This window comes from Stenotrophomonas mexicanensis (genome assembly GCF_032911605.1).
Lineage (GTDB): Bacteria > Pseudomonadota > Gammaproteobacteria > Xanthomonadales > Xanthomonadaceae > Stenotrophomonas > Stenotrophomonas maltophilia_A.
On record NZ_JAWJTG010000034.1, the window covers coordinates 1 to 14,644 of the forward strand.

At 67.9% G+C, this 14,644-nt stretch carries 13 protein-coding genes; 4 read left to right on the top strand and 9 right to left on the bottom strand.

Annotated features, from left to right (window positions below; genetic code table 11):
• Positions 1 to 226: 226 nt before the first annotated feature.
• The 4 genes from R1L06_RS14590 to R1L06_RS14605 are packed head-to-tail and all read left to right on the top strand — an operon-like array spanning position 227 to position 6,294.
• On the top strand, positions 227 to 562 hold the full coding sequence (locus R1L06_RS14590; protein WP_317218062.1) for a hypothetical protein: 336 nt from the start codon (positions 227 to 229) through the stop codon (positions 560 to 562).
• Between the two features lie 56 nt (positions 563 to 618).
• The gene (locus R1L06_RS14595; protein WP_317218063.1) at positions 619 to 1,872 is read left to right on the top strand and encodes a TolC family protein; all 1,254 of its coding nucleotides are present in this window, start codon (positions 619 to 621) and stop codon (positions 1,870 to 1,872) included.
• Positions 1,869 to 3,074 carry an efflux RND transporter periplasmic adaptor subunit gene (locus R1L06_RS14600; RefSeq protein WP_317218065.1) on the top strand — a complete coding sequence of 402 codons (1,206 nt, stop codon included), beginning with the start codon at positions 1,869 to 1,871 and terminating at the stop codon, positions 3,072 to 3,074. Before R1L06_RS14595 ends, R1L06_RS14600 begins: the two co-directional genes overlap by 4 nt.
• Positions 3,075 to 3,084: 10 nt before the next feature.
• Entirely contained in the window at positions 3,085 to 6,294 is a 3,210-nt protein-coding gene (locus tag R1L06_RS14605; protein ID WP_317218066.1) for an efflux RND transporter permease subunit, read from the top strand.
• Positions 6,295 to 6,427: 133 nt separating this feature from the next.
• Here R1L06_RS14605 and R1L06_RS14610 read toward each other — a convergent pair whose 3' ends face one another.
• From R1L06_RS14610 to R1L06_RS14650, 9 genes are all read right to left on the bottom strand, one after another.
• Positions 6,428 to 8,200 (bottom strand): DUF885 domain-containing protein, encoded by a 1,773-nt coding sequence (locus tag R1L06_RS14610; protein WP_182266941.1) that lies wholly within the window; start codon positions 8,198 to 8,200, stop codon positions 6,428 to 6,430.
• A 269-nt stretch (positions 8,201 to 8,469) separates the two neighbouring features.
• Positions 8,470 to 8,817, bottom strand: a complete 348-nt coding sequence (locus R1L06_RS14615) for a lipid-A-disaccharide synthase N-terminal domain-containing protein (protein ID WP_005414908.1) — start codon at positions 8,815 to 8,817, stop codon at positions 8,470 to 8,472.
• Positions 8,817 to 9,539 (bottom strand): glycosyltransferase family 2 protein, encoded by a 723-nt coding sequence (locus R1L06_RS14620; protein ID WP_005420380.1) that lies wholly within the window; start codon positions 9,537 to 9,539, stop codon positions 8,817 to 8,819. The genes R1L06_RS14615 and R1L06_RS14620 overlap by 1 nt, the downstream gene beginning before the upstream one ends.
• Before the next feature lie 90 nt (positions 9,540 to 9,629).
• Positions 9,630 to 10,595, bottom strand: coding sequence for an NAD-dependent epimerase/dehydratase family protein (locus R1L06_RS14625; RefSeq protein ID WP_049424262.1), 966 nt, complete (start codon positions 10,593 to 10,595; stop codon positions 9,630 to 9,632).
• 46 nt (positions 10,596 to 10,641) lie between these two features.
• On the bottom strand, positions 10,642 to 11,382 hold the full coding sequence (locus tag R1L06_RS14630) for a suppressor of fused domain protein (RefSeq protein ID WP_317218067.1): 741 nt from the start codon (positions 11,380 to 11,382) through the stop codon (positions 10,642 to 10,644).
• 126 nt (positions 11,383 to 11,508) lie between these two features.
• Positions 11,509 to 12,432 carry a ParB/RepB/Spo0J family partition protein gene (locus R1L06_RS14635; protein WP_019338308.1) on the bottom strand — a complete coding sequence of 308 codons (924 nt, stop codon included), beginning with the start codon at positions 12,430 to 12,432 and terminating at the stop codon, positions 11,509 to 11,511.
• On the bottom strand, positions 12,432 to 13,229 hold the full coding sequence (locus R1L06_RS14640) for a ParA family protein (protein ID WP_032128472.1): 798 nt from the start codon (positions 13,227 to 13,229) through the stop codon (positions 12,432 to 12,434). The genes R1L06_RS14635 and R1L06_RS14640 overlap by 1 nt, the downstream gene beginning before the upstream one ends.
• Positions 13,230 to 13,341: 112 nt before the next feature.
• Complete coding sequence (gene rsmG, locus R1L06_RS14645; RefSeq protein ID WP_317218068.1) at positions 13,342 to 13,980, bottom strand: 16S rRNA (guanine(527)-N(7))-methyltransferase RsmG; 639 nt, start codon at positions 13,978 to 13,980, stop codon at positions 13,342 to 13,344.
• A 39-nt stretch (positions 13,981 to 14,019) separates the two neighbouring features.
• On the bottom strand, positions 14,020 to 14,619 hold the full coding sequence (locus R1L06_RS14650; protein ID WP_049399162.1) for a 4'-phosphopantetheinyl transferase family protein: 600 nt from the start codon (positions 14,617 to 14,619) through the stop codon (positions 14,020 to 14,022).
• Between the last annotated feature and the right edge of the window lie 25 nt (positions 14,620 to 14,644).

Below are 14,644 nucleotides of genomic sequence, written 5' to 3' on the forward strand. Positions count from 1 at the left end.
ATCAAGGTGATCGCGAAGCTGCCTGCAGACCGGTAGTGCCGGCCGCTGGCCGGCAATGTGTCGGGGGTCGAAAAGCGTGTCGACGAAGGTCGACACCCACCAGGGCAGGAGGTCGGCACCTGCCAGAGCTGGCGTGCCCGGCCCACCTGAACGGGAGGTTCCGACGAATTCCCGAGGTCACCATTGATATTGTATCCGGCGAAAACCGCTTGCTAGCCTCCCTTCCATGCGCCGGATCACCCGCCAACTGCGTACGTACCTGATGATGCTGCTGATGGCGGCATTCGTGGTCGTGCCGGTGGCCGACGCACTGGTGTGTGCGGTGGAACCGCATGCCAGCAGCGCCCATGTCGAATCCCTCGCGGACGATGCAGGCGGTGACAGCGACAGCAAGCACACGGGTGCCTGCACGCATAACCACTGCCACCACTCCACGCTGAGCCTGCCGACGAACGATTTCGCGGCCTTCGGTACGCCGCTGCCGGCGCGCTGGATGAATGCCGGCGACGTGGCGACCTATGCGGTCGCCCAGGATGAATTGACGCGTCCCCCCCGGGCGTGAGTTGAGCGCGTCCCGCAATCGCGGGCTCCCGTTTCACTCACAACCGGAATCCCCCTATGTCGATCCTGACACCTCGGTCGCCGCGCGCGGCCGGGCTGGTCGTCGCCGTGTTGCTGGGCCTGGCCCCGGCGGCATCGGTGATGGCGCAAGCCGCCCCCTCCTACGACACCCTGCTTGAACGCCTGGACCAGCTGCCCGGTACCCGTGTGGGTACGGCACTGGCCGAGGCCGCCGATGCGCGTGCCGACCAGGCCCGTGCGTTGCCCAATCCTTCCCTCTCCTACTCCGCCGAAAACGCCTGGGGCACCGGCTCCTATGGCGGCATGGGCAAGGCCGATACCGTGCTCACCCTGTCCCAGCCGCTGGAGGTCTGGGGCCAGCGTGGCGCGCGTGTCCGTGCCGCCCGCGCCGAGGCACAGGCCGCCAACCTGCGTGGTGCCCAAAGCCGCAGCGACGTGGCCAGCCAGCTGGCGGTGGTCTACGCACAGGCGGAAAGCGCACTGCGCCGCTACACCCTGGCCGAAGAAGCACTGACCCTCACCCGCGATGACGCCAACGCCGTCAACGCGATGGTCAAGCAGGGCCGCGAACCGCAGCTCCGTGCGGTGCAGGCGCAGAGCGAAGTGGCCAACGCCAGTGCTTCACTGGATGAGGCACAGGCCTTCCGCGACGCCGCGCTGGCCCGCCTGGCCGGTGCCGCGCTGCTGGATGCGCCGGTGCAGTCGATCGACGACAGCCTGCTCGACCGTGTCCCGCCGCTGCCGCGTGGCGCCACCGACGTGGCACTGGCAGTGCGCATCGCCGAAGCCGAAGCCGATGCAGCCGGCAAGCTGGTCGATGTGGAGCGCAAGCGCGCCCTGCCCGACCTCAGTGTCACCGCCGCACAGACCCGCTTCCGCGAAGGCGGCGAGCGTGCCTACAACCTCGGGGTCAGCCTCAGCATCCCGCTGTTCGACCGCAACCGCGGGGGCATCCGCGCCGCCAATGCCGACCAGCGCGCCGCCGAGGCCCGCCTGGACCAGCAGCGCCGCGACAGCGAGGCAGCACGTCTCTCCGCCGTAGCCGGACTGAAAGCCGCCGGAAGCCGGACCCGTGCCGCCGATGAAAGCGTGGTCGCCGCCGAAGAGGCGTATCGCCTGGCCCGCGTCGGCTTCGACGCCGGACGCATCTCGCAGCTGGAACTGCGCAGCACGCGCAGCGCCCTCATCGCCGCCCGCGGCACCGCCGTGGATGCGCGCCTGTCGCGCGTTGGCGCCGAAATCGATCTTGCCCGCCTTGAGGGGCGCGCACCTTTTGTGGAGGCCAAATGACTCTCTCCCGTACTTTCCCGCTGATCGGCGGCGTGCTGCTGACCGTCCTGCTTGCCGGCTGCGCCGGCAACGCGCAGACGCCTGCCAATGAAGACCCCGCTGCGGCCAAGGCCGGCACCGACGATGGTCACGGCCATGCCGCCGACAGCAAGGAGGCCAAGGCGGAAACCGTCAAAGCCCCCGCCGACGCCGATGAAGGCGTGGTGCAGCTGACCCAGGAACAGATCAAGGCCTCCGGTATCGAAGTGGTCGCGATCGGTCGCGGTGGCGGTGGCTCGACCCGGCTGTCCGGCAGGGTCGAGCCCACCGTGGGCGCCCGCGCTTCGGTTGCCTCCACGGTGACCGGCCGCGTCGAGCGCGTGCTGGTCGCGCCGGGCACGGCGGTGAAGCAGAACCAGGCACTGGCCATCGTGGTCAGTGGCGAGGCCGCGGTGTTCCGCGCCAATGCGCTGGCCGCCTCGGCCGAAGCAGAAGCCGCGCGCCTGGCCTATGGCCGCGACCAGGCGCTGGTCGACCAGGGCGTGGTCGCCCGCCAGGAAATGGAAACCTCGCGCGCACGTTCTCTGGCGGCACAGGCCCAGGCCGCAGCCGCGCAGGCTCAAGCCGCCGCCAACGGTTCGCCGGACAGCAGCGGTCGCGTGCGCATCACCAGCCCGGTAGCCGGCATCGTCGGCAACGTGCAGGTCACCCCGGGTGGCGTGGTCGCCGCCGGCAGCGCGGTGGCCGACGTCGCCGACCCGACGATGAACGAGCTGGTGTTCACCGCACCGCCGGCGCTGGCCGCGCAGGTCACGCCGGGCATGAAGCTGGAAGTGAGCGTGCCGGGTGGCAGCTTCACCGCCACCGTCACCGGGTCGGCCGCCGATGTCCGCCAGCAGGGCGGCGTCGCGGTGATCCGTGCCACGCCGGTGGATGCCGCGCTGCCGCCGGCCGGTTCGCCGGTATCGGCGGTGGTCGTCACCGAAGGCCAGGATGGCTCGCTCAGCGTGCCCGCCGATGCGGTGCAGAACGTCGATGGCGGCAGTGCGGTGTTCGTCGCTGTCGAAGGCGGCTTCAAGGCGCAGCCGGTGCTGGCTGGCCGTCGTGCTGGTGACCGCATTGAGATCCTCGGTGGCCTGACCGGCAGCGAGCGCATCGTTGGCAGCAACGCCTTCCTGCTCAAGGCCGAACTGGCCAAGGGCGAAGCCGAGCACGGCCACTGAGGAGGCGACCATGTTCAAGCTGATCATTGAAACAGCGGTACGCCACCGCTGGCTGGTGGTGTTCATGGCGGCGCTGATCGCCGCCGTGGGCCTGTTCCAGCTGGGCAAGCTGCCGATCGACGCGGTGCCGGACATCACCAACCGCCAGGTGCAGATCAACACGGTGGCACCGGCGCTGACGCCGGAACAGATCGAACGGCAGGTGACCTACCCGCTGGAAACCGCGCTGGCCGGCATTCCCGGCCTGACCACCACGCGTTCGCTGTCGCGCAATGGCTTCTCGCAGGTCACCGCGATCTTCACTGATGCGACCGACATCTACTTCGCCCGCCAGCAGGTGGCCGAACGCATGCGCGAGGCATCGGAAGACCTGCCCGATGGCGCGTCGCCGATGCTGTCGCCGGTCACCACCGGCCTCGGCGAGGTACTGATGTGGACGGTGGACTTCACGGCGTTCGATCCGGCCAGGCTGGCCAAGCCCGGTGAAGCGGGTTGGCAGGCCGGCGAGGTCTACCGCACGCCGGAAGGCAACCTGCTTCGCACGCCGGAAGAACGTGCCACCTACCTGCGCACCGTGCAGGACTGGATCATCGCGCCGCAGATGCGTTCCAGCCCGGGGCTGGCCGGCGTCGATACGGTCGGCGGCTACGTCAAGGAATACGGCGTGCATCCGGACAGCGCCAAGCTGGCCGCGCACGGGCTCGGCCTGGCCGACCTGGTCACTGCCCTGCAGCGTTCCAACGTGCAGGCCGGTGCCGGCTTCGTACAGCGTGCCGGCGAAGGCCTGGTGGTACGTGCCGATGGCCTGGCGCTGACCACCGACGATCTGGCGCAGGCCCCGGTGGCCACCCGCAATGGCGTGGTGGTGCGCGTGGCCGATGTGGCCGACGTTGACCTGAGCCGCGCACCGCGCCTGGGTGCGGCCAGCCGCAACGGCCACGAAGCCGTGCTCGGCACCGCGCTGATGATCGCCGGCGGCAACAGCCGCACCGTGGCGCAGGCAGCTGCGGCGCGCCTGGAACAGGTCAACAAGTCGCTGCCGCCCGACATCGTGGCAGCACCGGTGCTGGACCGCAGCGTGCTGGTCAATTCCACCATCAAGACCGTGGCCAAGAACCTCACCGAGGGTGCGCTGCTGGTGGTGGTGGTGCTGTTCCTGCTGCTGGGCAACCTGCGTGCGGCGACGATCACCGCGCTGGTGATTCCGCTGTCGTTCCTGTTCGCAGTGATCGGCATGAACCGCTTCGGCATCAGCGGCAACCTGATGAGCCTGGGTGCGCTGGACTTCGGCATCCTGGTGGACGGCGCGGTGATCGTGGTCGAGTCGACGCTGCTGATGCTGGGCCAGCGCCGCGCCGAACTGGGTCGTGCGTTGACCGCGATGGAACGCCTGCGCGTCGCCGCCGATTCGGCGATGAAGATGGCGCGCCCTGCGGCCTTCGGCCAGCTGATCATCCTGCTGGTGTTCGCGCCGATCCTCACCCTGGAAGGCGTGGAGGGCAAAACGTTCCACCCGATGGCGGCCACCTTCATGCTGGCCCTGGTCGGTGCCTTCATCTTCTCCTTCACCTTCGTACCGGCGATGGCCGCGCTGCTGGTGCGCGAGCCCAAGGTGAAGGACGGCGATGCGCATGCCGATGATGGCGAGCACGAGACCAAGCTGATCCGCGTGCTGCGCGCGCGCATCGAACCGGTGATCCGCAAGGCCGTGGACCATCCGCGCACGGTGGTGGTAGGCGCGGTGATGATGGTGGTGGTGGGCATTGGTTCGTTCTCGCTGCTGGGCCGCGAGTTCATGCCGACGCTGGACGAAGGCAACGTGGCGATGCAGGCCCTGCGCGTGCCGTCGACCTCGCTGGAGCAGTCGCTGGCGATGCAGCTGGCACTGGAAAAGGCGATTGCAAAGCAGCCGGAAGTGGAAACCGTGTTCTCGCGCACCGGTACCGCCGAGGCGGCGATCGATCCGATGCCGACCAACATCTCCGACAGCGTGATCGTGCTCAAGCCACGCAAGGACTGGCCGGATCCGAAACTGGGCAAGGATGCACTGGTGGCACGCTTCGAAAAGCTGGCCGGGCAGCAGCTGGGCAACAGCTTCGAGTTCAGCCAGCCGATCGAACTGCGCTTCAACGAACTGATCTCCGGCGTGCGTACCGACCTGGCGGTAATGATCTTCGGCGATGACTTCAGCCAGCTGCAGAAAGTGGCCGACCAGGTGGCGTTGAAGCTGCGTGCGGTGAACGGTGCGGCCGACGTGCGGGTGGAACAGATCTCCGGCCTGCCCACGCTCAATGTGGCCATCGACCACGTGGCGGCGGCCCAGTACGGCCTGACTGCCGCGGACGTGAGTGATGCGCTGTCCACCGGCATTGGTGGCACGGCGGCCGGCAAGATCTTCGAAGGTGATCGCCGCTTCAACGTGGTGGTGCGCCTGGACGATGCCTCGCGCAATGATCCGGACCAGCTGGCTTCGCTGCCGATCGCTACACCGTCGGGGCTGGTGATTCCGCTGTCGTCGGTGGCGCGCATCACGGTCAGTGAAGGACCGAACCAGATCAGCCGCAACAACGGCAGCCGCCGCGTGGTGGTGCAGGCCAACGTGCGTGGCCGCGACCTGGGCGGCTTCGTCGGCGAAGCGCAGGCAGCGGTGGCCGACGTGGCACTGCCGCCGGGTGCCTACCTGACCTGGGGTGGCCAGTTCGAGAACCTGCAGCGCGCGGAGAAGCGGCTGGCGATGGTGGTGCCGGTAGTGTTCCTGCTGATCGGCAGCCTGCTGTTCATGGCGCTGCGCAGCGGCAAGGAAGCCATTCTGGTGTTCAGCTGCGTGCCGTTGGCGCTGGTCGGCGGCATTCTCGCGCTGCTGCTGCGTGGCATGCCGTTTTCGGTGTCGGCGGCGGTTGGTTTCATCGCCGTGTCCGGCGTGGCCACCTTGAACGGCCTGGTGCTGATGCAGGCGATCCGCGAGCGCCTGGATGCCGGTGACCTGCCGCTGCAGGCGGCGATCAACGGTGCATCGAGCCGTATCCGTGCGGTGCTGACCACGGCGCTGGTGGCGATCGTCGGCTTCATTCCGATGGCGATCGCCAGCGGTTCCGGTGCGGAGGTGCAGAAGCCGCTGGCGACGGTGGTGATCGGTGGCCTGATCACCGCCACCGTGCTGACCCTGCTGGTGCTGCCGACCTTTGCAGCACGCGTGGCCAAGCCAAGGGCGGTGGGCTGAAAGACCACGGGGTCGGATCGTGCGATCCGACCCCGTTTTCCGATCCCTGGTAGTGCCGGCCGCTGGCCGGCAATGTCGAACGTTTGCGGTGCATGCGGGTTGCCGGCCAGCGGCCGGCACTACCCTTGCACGGTCAGGCCTTCTTGCGTTCGGCGATGTACGCCTGGATCTGCTGTTCCAGCACCGGCAGGGGCACGGAGCCCTGCTTGAGCAGGGTGTCGTGGAAGCCCTTGATGTCGAACTTGTCGCCCAGCTCCTTCTCGGCCTGCGCACGCAGGCGCACGATGGCGATCTCGCCCAGCTTGTAGCTCAGCGCCTGGCCCGGCCAGGAAATGTAGCGGTCCACTTCGGTGGTCACTTCATGCTCGCTCAGCGCGGTGTGGTCGCGCAGGTAGGCCAAGGCCTGCTCGCGGCTCCAGCCCTTGCTGTGCACACCGGTGTCGATCACCAGGCGCGTGGCGCGCCACATTTCGTAGGTCAGGCGGCCGAAGTCCTCATACGGGGTTTCGTAGATGCCCATTTCCACGCCCAGCTTCTCGCAGTACAGCGCCCAGCCTTCGCCATAAGCGGAAATGTAGGCGTTGCGGCGGAACTCGGGCAGGTTCTTCTGCTCGGCGGCAATGGCACCCTGCAGCGCGTGACCCGGATCGGACTCATGCAGGGTCAGCGCCGGCAGGTTGTACAGCGGGCGCGACGGCAGGTTGTAGGTGTTGAGCCAGTAGGTGCCCATGCCACCGCGGCCGGCGGTCCAGAACGGCGCGATATCCGGCGGCACCGGCACAATGGTGAAGCGGGCGCGCGGCAGCGTCATGTACTTGCCGAGCTGGCCATCGGCCCGCTTGGAAATCCACGCGGCACGCGACAGCAGCTCTTCCGGCGTCTTCGCATAGAACTGCGGATCGGTGCGCAGGAAGGTCAGGAACTCGGCGAAGCTGCCCTTGAACTTCACCTGCTTGATGATGTCGTTCATTTCCTTCTGGATGCGTGCAACTTCATCCAGACCGATGCGGTGGATCTCGTCCGGCGACAGGTCCAGCGTGGTGTATTCGTGGATCTGCTGCTTGTAGTACGCCTTGCCGCCCGGCATCGCTTCGGCGGCCAGGGTGGTGCGCGCCTGCGGCACGTACTCGTTGACGAAGAAGGTGCGCAGCTGCTGGAACGCCGGCACCACCTTGCCACTGATTGCTTCGCGCGCCTGCGCCTGCAGCCTGGCCTGCTCTGCGGCCGGAATGCTGTTGGGCAGCTTCTTGAATGGTGCGTACAGCGGCGACTCGGTGGGATCCATCAGCTCGGCGACGGTGGCGATGGACACCTCGCGGCCATCGAGCACCGCGCGCGGCACGCTGAAACCTCGCTTCAGGCCGGCGCGCATGTTTTCGGTCTGCTGGCCGAAGTAACGCGGTACATCGTTCAGGCGTGCGATGTAGTTCTGGTAGTCCTGCACGGTCTTCATCTCGCGCCGGGCCATGAAGGACAGGTTGGACCAGAACGAGGAGTCGGCGTTGAACGGCATCTCGTAGCCACGCAGGCGCACTTCTTCGGCCAGGTTGAACACCTGATCGCGGTAGATCGCGTAGTTGACCTGGTTGTCGGGCGAGAGCGTCTTCGGGTCGATCTTCTTCAGTGCAGCCAGGGTCTCGTCCCACACCTTCAGGCGCGCCTGCTGCGCGGCCGGGCCGACGTCGGGCATGCGGGTGGCGTTGGCTGGCGCGTCCTCGTCCTCGCTGGCCTCGCCGCCGCCCTCCTGGCGCCACTTCCATTCCTTCTCGTACAGCGCGCGGAAGGCGGCATCGGCGGGCGATTCGGTGGCCACGCTGGCCGGTGCGGCGGCGGCAGGTGGTGCGGCCAGGGCTACGGCAGGGGCGGACAGGGCGATCAGCAGGGCAACGGCAAGACGGGTTTTCACGAGCACAGGTTCCCGGGAAGGCAGACCCCGATGATGGCACCGCCCACGGCCCGTGGCATGGGACGAAGGTCCTGCCTGCGCAGCAGACCGGGGCCCCGGTAGCGGCCAACCTTGGTTGGCGCTGGATTTCCCCGTGTGCCAACCAAGGTTGGCAGCTACCAGGCACGGTAGCCAGGCAAGCAGTAGATCCACGCCATGCGTGGATGGGCCGGGCCCGGATACAGATCTGCCGACCAAGGTCGGCAGCTACCGGATGAGGCCCCGAAGACCTAGTGGCTGGCCTTGTCCCGCTTCCAGCCCCGGTGCTTGATGTCCAGCTGCAGGCTGTACAGCGCGGTGAACGCCGGGAACAGGTTCTGCAGCACGCCCACCGAGTCCTGCTTGGCCGAGAACAGGAAGTAGCTCAGCGTCATCAGGCTGCCGACCACGCTCATGTACCAGAACAGGCGTGGGATCACCGGCTTGCCCGCACGCTTGGAGGCGATGAACTGGACCAGCCAGCGGCCCCCGAACATCAGCGCGCCGGTATAGCCGATCAGCTTCCAGCCGGTCACATGCAGGCCGGTCCAGTACAACCAGGTCAGCGGCTGGTCGAGCCAGTGCAGCTCCAGATCCATCAACGCTCCTCCACCGCGGTGCGCTTGCTGCGGGTGATCAGCCAGGCCACGCCACGCAGGTCACGGATGCCAACCAGGGCGCGGCCGAGGTTGTTGTACTTGGAGACACCGGCGGTACGGTGGCGGTGGTTGACCGGCACGCTGGTGGTCTTCCAGCCGGCGCGCTGCATCAGCGCCGGCAGGTAGCGGTGCATGTGGTCGAAATACGGCAGGTCGAGGAACGCGCTGCGCTCGAACAGCTTGATGCCGCAGCCGGTATCGGGCGTATCGTCGCGCAGCATGCGTGCACGGATGGCGTTGGCCCACTTGCTGGCCCAGCGCTTGCTGCCGCTGTCCTGGCGGTTGACCCGCCAGCCGGCGAACAGCTTCACCTGCGCCTCGGCCGCATCGCGCGCCGCCAGCAGCTTGGGAATGTCGGCCGGATCATTCTGCCCGTCACCATCCAGGGTCGCGATCCACGGCGCACGTGCGTGCTTGACGCCGGTGCGCACGGCGGTGCTCTGCCCACTCTGGTTCACGTGGTGCAGCACCCGCAGTTCCGGGGTGGTGGCCTTCAGGCCCTGCAGCACTGCCAGGGTGTCATCGCGCGAGTGGTCATCGATGTAGACGATCTCGAACGGCAAGCGGCCACGCAGAGCAGCGGTGATTTCGGCCACCAGTGGCGCGACGTTGTCGCGCTCGTTGAACACGGGGACGACGACGGAAAGCTCGGGTTGGCTCATGGGGGGACTCGGCCAAGAGGGAACAAAGACCGCGCATTCTCCGAAGCCAAGGTTATCCGAAGATGAATCCGGCTGTGTGAGGATCCCTCCTCAGGCGCGGTCGCCAAAATACTCGCGGCACCACTGCACGACGGGGGGCAACCCTGCTTCGATCGGGGTCACCGCGTCGAAGCCGAATGCGTCATGGGCGCGCCGGGTATCGGCCATCGTGCGCACCATGTCACCCGGCTGCATCGGCTTGTAGACCTTCTGCGCGGGGCGACCGGCGGCCTGCTCGATCACGCTGATGAAGCGCTCCAGCTCGACCGGCGTATGGTTGCCGAGGTTGAACACCCGGTGCGGTACCGGACCATCGGCCGGATGCGCGAGCGCGCCGAGAATACCGGACACGATGTCGGAGACATGTGTGAAGTCGCGCTGCATGCGGCCTTCGTTGAACACGTCGATCGGCCGCCCGGCCAGCACCGCGCGCGAGAACAGCAACGGTGCCATGTCCGGCCGGCCCCACGGGCCATACACCGTGAAGAAGCGCAGGCCGGTGGCATGCAGGCCGTACAGCTGCGCGTAGGTGTAGGCCATCAGCTCGTTGGCCGCCTTGGTGGCCGCATACAGCGAGCGCGGCTGGTCCACGCGCTGGTCCTCGGAGAACGGCGGCGTGGCCGAATCACCGTAGACCGAGCTGCTCGACGCATACACCAGATGCTGCACGCCACGGTGGCGGCACAGCTCGAGCATGTTGACGAAGCCGACCAGATTGCTGTCGACGTAGGCCTGCGGGTTTTCCAGCGAATAGCGCACGCCCGCCTGTGCAGCCAGATGGATCACCGCGGTCGGCTTCACCTCGTCGAACAGCGCAGCCAGGCCCTGCTGGTCGGTCAGGTCCAGGGTGCGCAGGTCCAGCGTCGGGCACAGCGCGGCCACGCGGTCGCGCTTGATCTGCGGGTCGTAGTAGTCGTTGAAGTTGTCCAGGCCGACCACCGGCTGGCCCGCCTCCAGCAGCGCGCGGGCGGTGTAGGCACCGATGAAGCCGGCAGCGCCGGTAAGCAGGATGGTCATGGCAGGGGCCCGGAAGCAGAAATTCAGGCCCCTGATGTTACCGGTCTCAGAACAAACCGAAACGCTTCCTGGCGACGTTGACCCGGCCCGGCTCGATCACATCGTTGATCTGCTTCGCATCGAAGCGGTCGAGCAGGGCGTCGGCGCCCTTCTTCAGCTTCAGGTCCATCTCTTCCGGATACAGCGGCACCAAGCTCATGAAGCTGATGGTCCTGCCATCCTCCAGCTCCAGCGTGGCGAAGTCCTCCGGAGCAGTCACCGGCATCAGCACGATGGCACCGTCGAAGCCTGCTCCGGGCGCATAAGGCTCGCTGGGATGGCCGTTGGGAATGGTGTGGCCGAAGCCCAGCCACGTGTCGTACTCGTGCGGCAGCCGCGCCATGCCCTTCAGCAGGCGCACCGGCCAGTAATTGCGTTCGTCCTCGAAGGCGTCCTGGGACATCGGCCAGTCGGCCGGCAGGGTCACCATCAGCTCCATGTAGCGCGGCACATCCGCGTCCACGTCGGCGGGCACGGTCATCGGCAGGTCGCTCATGCCGGAGGTGACCAGGCGCAGGTGCGGGCAGTGGTCATTGGCCGGCACCACGTGCACGTCGATGTGCACCAGGTCGGAAATGAGTTCGTGCAGGACCGTGGCGATCGGTCCGAGATGGCGCTCGATATGGCCGCTGATCGCTTCGATGTGCTGCTCTTCGCCGATGGCGAGCACGAAGTCCTTTTCGCGCCGGTGCCTCAGTATCTGGGTACCGTCCGGGCTGACGTCCTCGTACTCGTATTCGTTGCTCATGTCCTGCTCCCTGGATGAGGCCACGGACCGGAGAGCAGTGCATCCCCCGGCGCGCGCGGCGGTGCGTTCCCTGTCATCTGCAGGACGCGGCAGGAACAGGCCGCATCCCCTGGCGCTGCGCCGGGCTCAGCCCTGGCGCGTACGCAGTTTTTCCAGCACGCCGTCCAGGGTATCCAGGTCGGTGTAATGGATGATCAGCTTGCCCTTGCCGCCGCGGCCGTGGCTGATCGCCACCTTGGCACCCAGCGCTTCGGACAGTTCGGTTTCCAGCGAGGCGATGTCGGCCTGCTGCACTTTCGGTGTGGCGACCGGGCGGTTGCTCGGCACCTTGCCGGCGGCGAAGGCCTGCGCACGGCGCTCGACCTCGCGCACCGACCAGCCTTCATCGGCCGCTTCCTGCGCCAGCTTGCCGGCCAGCTCGGGGGCCAGGGTCAGCAGCGCGCGGGCATGGCCCATTTCCAGGCGGCGGGTTTCCAGCAGCAGGCGGATTGCCACCGGCAGCTCCAGCAGGCGCAGCAGGTTGGACACCGCCGCACGCGAGCGGCCGACGGCCTCGGCAGCCTCGGCATGGGTCAGGGTGAATTCGCTGATCAGGCGCTGCAGCGCTTCGGCTTCTTCCAGCGGGTTGAGGTCTTCGCGCTGGATGTTCTCGATCAGCGCCATCGCGATGACGGTGCGGTCTTCCAGCTCGCGCACCACCACCGGCACTTCGTCCAGGCCGGCCAGCTGCGAGGCGCGCCAGCGGCGTTCACCGGCGACGATCTCGTAGTTGCCCGCCGGCAGCTGGCGCACCAGGATCGGCTGGATCACGCCCTGCGACTTGATCGAATCAGCCAGCTCGGAGAGCTTGCCCTCGTCCATCTCGCGGCGCGGCTGGTACTTGCCCGGCTGCAGCTGGCCGACGGCCAGCTTGCGCAGCACCTCACCCGGCAGCGGCTCGATCACCGCAGTGGTGGCCTGCACCTGGCTGACCGCCCCCTTGGGACCGAGCAGGGCATCCAGGCCACGGCCGAGGCCTCGCTTCTTGGCTGCCGGCTTGCTGCTGGTCATCAGACGGTCTCCACGGCCTTGGCGGCCTTGTTGCGTTCGTTGTTGCGGCGGATGATCTCGCCGGCCAGGCCCAGGTAGGCCACGCCACCGCGCGAGGCACGGTCGTAGCCGACGATGCTCTGGCCATGGCTGGGCGCCTCGGCCAGGCGCACGTTGCGCGGCACGATGGTGCGGAACACGCGGTCGCCGAAGTGCTCGGTGAGCTCGGCCGAGACCGCGTTGGCCAGGTTGTTGCGCACATCGAACATGGTGCGCAGCACGCCTTCGATCTCCAGCGCCGGGTTGAGGTTGGCACGCAGCGCTTCGATGGTTTCCACCAGCGCGCTCAGGCCTTCCAGTGCGTAGTACTCGCACTGCATCGGTACGATCACCGAATCGGCGGCGGCCAGCGCGTTGAGCGTCAGCAGCGACAGCGCTGGCGGGCAGTCGATCAGGATGTAGTCGTACTCGTCGCGGATCGGTGCCAGCGCGCGCTTCAGGCGCTGCTCGCGCTCGCTCTGCGCCATCAGCTGGATCTCGGCCGCGGTCAGGTCGATGTTGCCCGGCAGCAGGTCGTAGCCTTCGGCCGTCTGCACGCGCACATCGGCGGCGCTGGACTCGCCCAGCAGCAGATCGTAGGTGGAGGAGACCAGCTCGCGCTTGTCCACGCCACTGCCCATGGTCGCGTTGCCCTGCGAATCCAGGTCGACCAACAGCACGCGCTTGGGTGCGTTGGCCAGGGAAGCGGCCAGGTTGACGGCGGTCGTGGTCTTGCCGACGCCACCCTTCTGGTTGGCGATGGCGATGATGCGGGCCATGCGGGTGTGCCTCGTCGACGTGTGCTGGGACCGGTCATTATGCGTACAACCGGGCCCTTGCGGAAATCGTGGATCGCCAACCTCTTGTTCCACAAGGGGCTGGCGACGGGAATCAGGGACCTGTAACAGTGACCAGGTGGCGTTCGCCGGCCAGGCCGGGCACGCTCAACGGGGTCACCTCGCGCACCTGCCAGCCAGCCGGCAGCTCCGCGATCTCTTCATGCGGGTAGACACCCTTCATGGCCAGCAGCACGCCACCGGGGCGCAGCAGGTGGCCACCAACCCGGACGATGCCGGCCAGGGTGTCCATCGCACGCGCGGTCAGCTGGTCGTAGTGGCCAGCTTCGTCCAGCGCCTCGGCGCGCGATTCGGCCACGCGGGCATTGCCCAGACCGAGCTGGCGCACGGCCTCGCGCATGAAGCGCGCCTTCTTGCCGTTGCTCTCCACCAGGGTGACCTGCAGGCCCGGGCAGGCGATCGCCAGCGGGATGCCAGGCAAGCCGGGGCCGGTGCCGAGGTCGGCCAGGCTGCCGTCAGCCACGAACGGCTGCATCGCCAGCGAGTCGAGCAGGTGACGGGTGACCATCTCCTGCGGGTCGCGGATGGCGGTGAGGTTGTAGGTGCCGTTCCAGCGGTGCAGTAGGACCAGGTAGCGCAGCAGCGGCGGCGCCAGCGCGGCGTCCAGGCCCATGCTGGCCAGGCCCTGTTCCAGCGTGGCAGCCACGCTGGCGGGAAGTGGGTGTTCGCTCATGCCGCCATTATCGCCGGTTTTGCGCGCTGATTCCCCGCTTCAGTGTGGATACCAGGCCAATGCGGCGCGGAACTGGCCGGTGGCCTGCCATTCGTGCAGGTGCCAGCGCGCGGCCTCGCCCAGTTCCGGGTCGCACCAGCGCAGGTGCAGGGCGCCATCGGCCCCCGGCGCCAGCTGCAGGCGGTGCAGGCCGAACGAGATGCCCTGCCCGTGCGCCTTCAGGATGGCCTCCTTGACGCACCACACGCGGAAGAACCAGTGCTCGCGCCCGGCCTCGTCCAGGCTTTCCAGCCAGGCCACTTCCTCGGGGTGGAAGAAGCGCTGCACGATTTCCAGAAGACGCGGCCGCGGGCGCAGCAGTTCCAGGTCCACGCCCAGCCGCACGCCTTCGCCCAGCGCTACCAGCAGCACCTCGCCACTGTGGCTCCAGCCGGTGCCGTAGTGGGCCAACGCGCCGCTCAGCTCCGGCCGGCCCTTGTCATCGCGGACCAGCGGCAGCGTGTCCGGGTCGGCGCCCAGCGCCTGCGCCAGCACCTGCCGCGCCTGCGGTTCGCCGCGGTGGCCCGGCACGTGCGGGCGCCGCCAGACCGTCACCGGACCGAAGCGCCACGGGCCGTCGAGGGTGGCTGGCAGGCTCATCCGCACGCGCCCATCACGCAATTCC

Bases quoted from the DNA above. Each gene is read 5' to 3' on its own strand.
- R1L06_RS14590 (WP_317218062.1), top strand. From the start codon at position 227: ATGCGCCGGATCACCCGCCAACTGCGTACGTACCTGATGATGCTGCTG.
- R1L06_RS14595 (WP_317218063.1), top strand. From the start codon at position 619: ATGTCGATCCTGACACCTCGGTCGCCGCGCGCGGCCGGGCTGGTCGTC.
- R1L06_RS14600 (WP_317218065.1), top strand. From the start codon at position 1,869: ATGACTCTCTCCCGTACTTTCCCGCTGATCGGCGGCGTGCTGCTGACC.
- R1L06_RS14605 (WP_317218066.1), top strand. From the start codon at position 3,085: ATGTTCAAGCTGATCATTGAAACAGCGGTACGCCACCGCTGGCTGGTG.
- R1L06_RS14615 (WP_005414908.1), bottom strand. From the start codon at position 8,817: ATGGATCTGGAGCTGCACTGGCTCGACCAGCCGCTGACCTGGTTGTAC.
- R1L06_RS14620 (WP_005420380.1), bottom strand. From the start codon at position 9,539: ATGAGCCAACCCGAGCTTTCCGTCGTCGTCCCCGTGTTCAACGAGCGC.
- R1L06_RS14625 (WP_049424262.1), bottom strand. From the start codon at position 10,595: ATGACCATCCTGCTTACCGGCGCTGCCGGCTTCATCGGTGCCTACACC.
- R1L06_RS14630 (WP_317218067.1), bottom strand. From the start codon at position 11,382: ATGAGCAACGAATACGAGTACGAGGACGTCAGCCCGGACGGTACCCAG.
- R1L06_RS14635 (WP_019338308.1), bottom strand. From the start codon at position 12,432: ATGACCAGCAGCAAGCCGGCAGCCAAGAAGCGAGGCCTCGGCCGTGGC.
- R1L06_RS14640 (WP_032128472.1), bottom strand. From the start codon at position 13,229: ATGGCCCGCATCATCGCCATCGCCAACCAGAAGGGTGGCGTCGGCAAG.
- rsmG (WP_317218068.1), bottom strand. From the start codon at position 13,980: ATGAGCGAACACCCACTTCCCGCCAGCGTGGCTGCCACGCTGGAACAG.
- R1L06_RS14650 (WP_049399162.1), bottom strand. From the start codon at position 14,619: ATGAGCCTGCCAGCCACCCTCGACGGCCCGTGGCGCTTCGGTCCGGTG.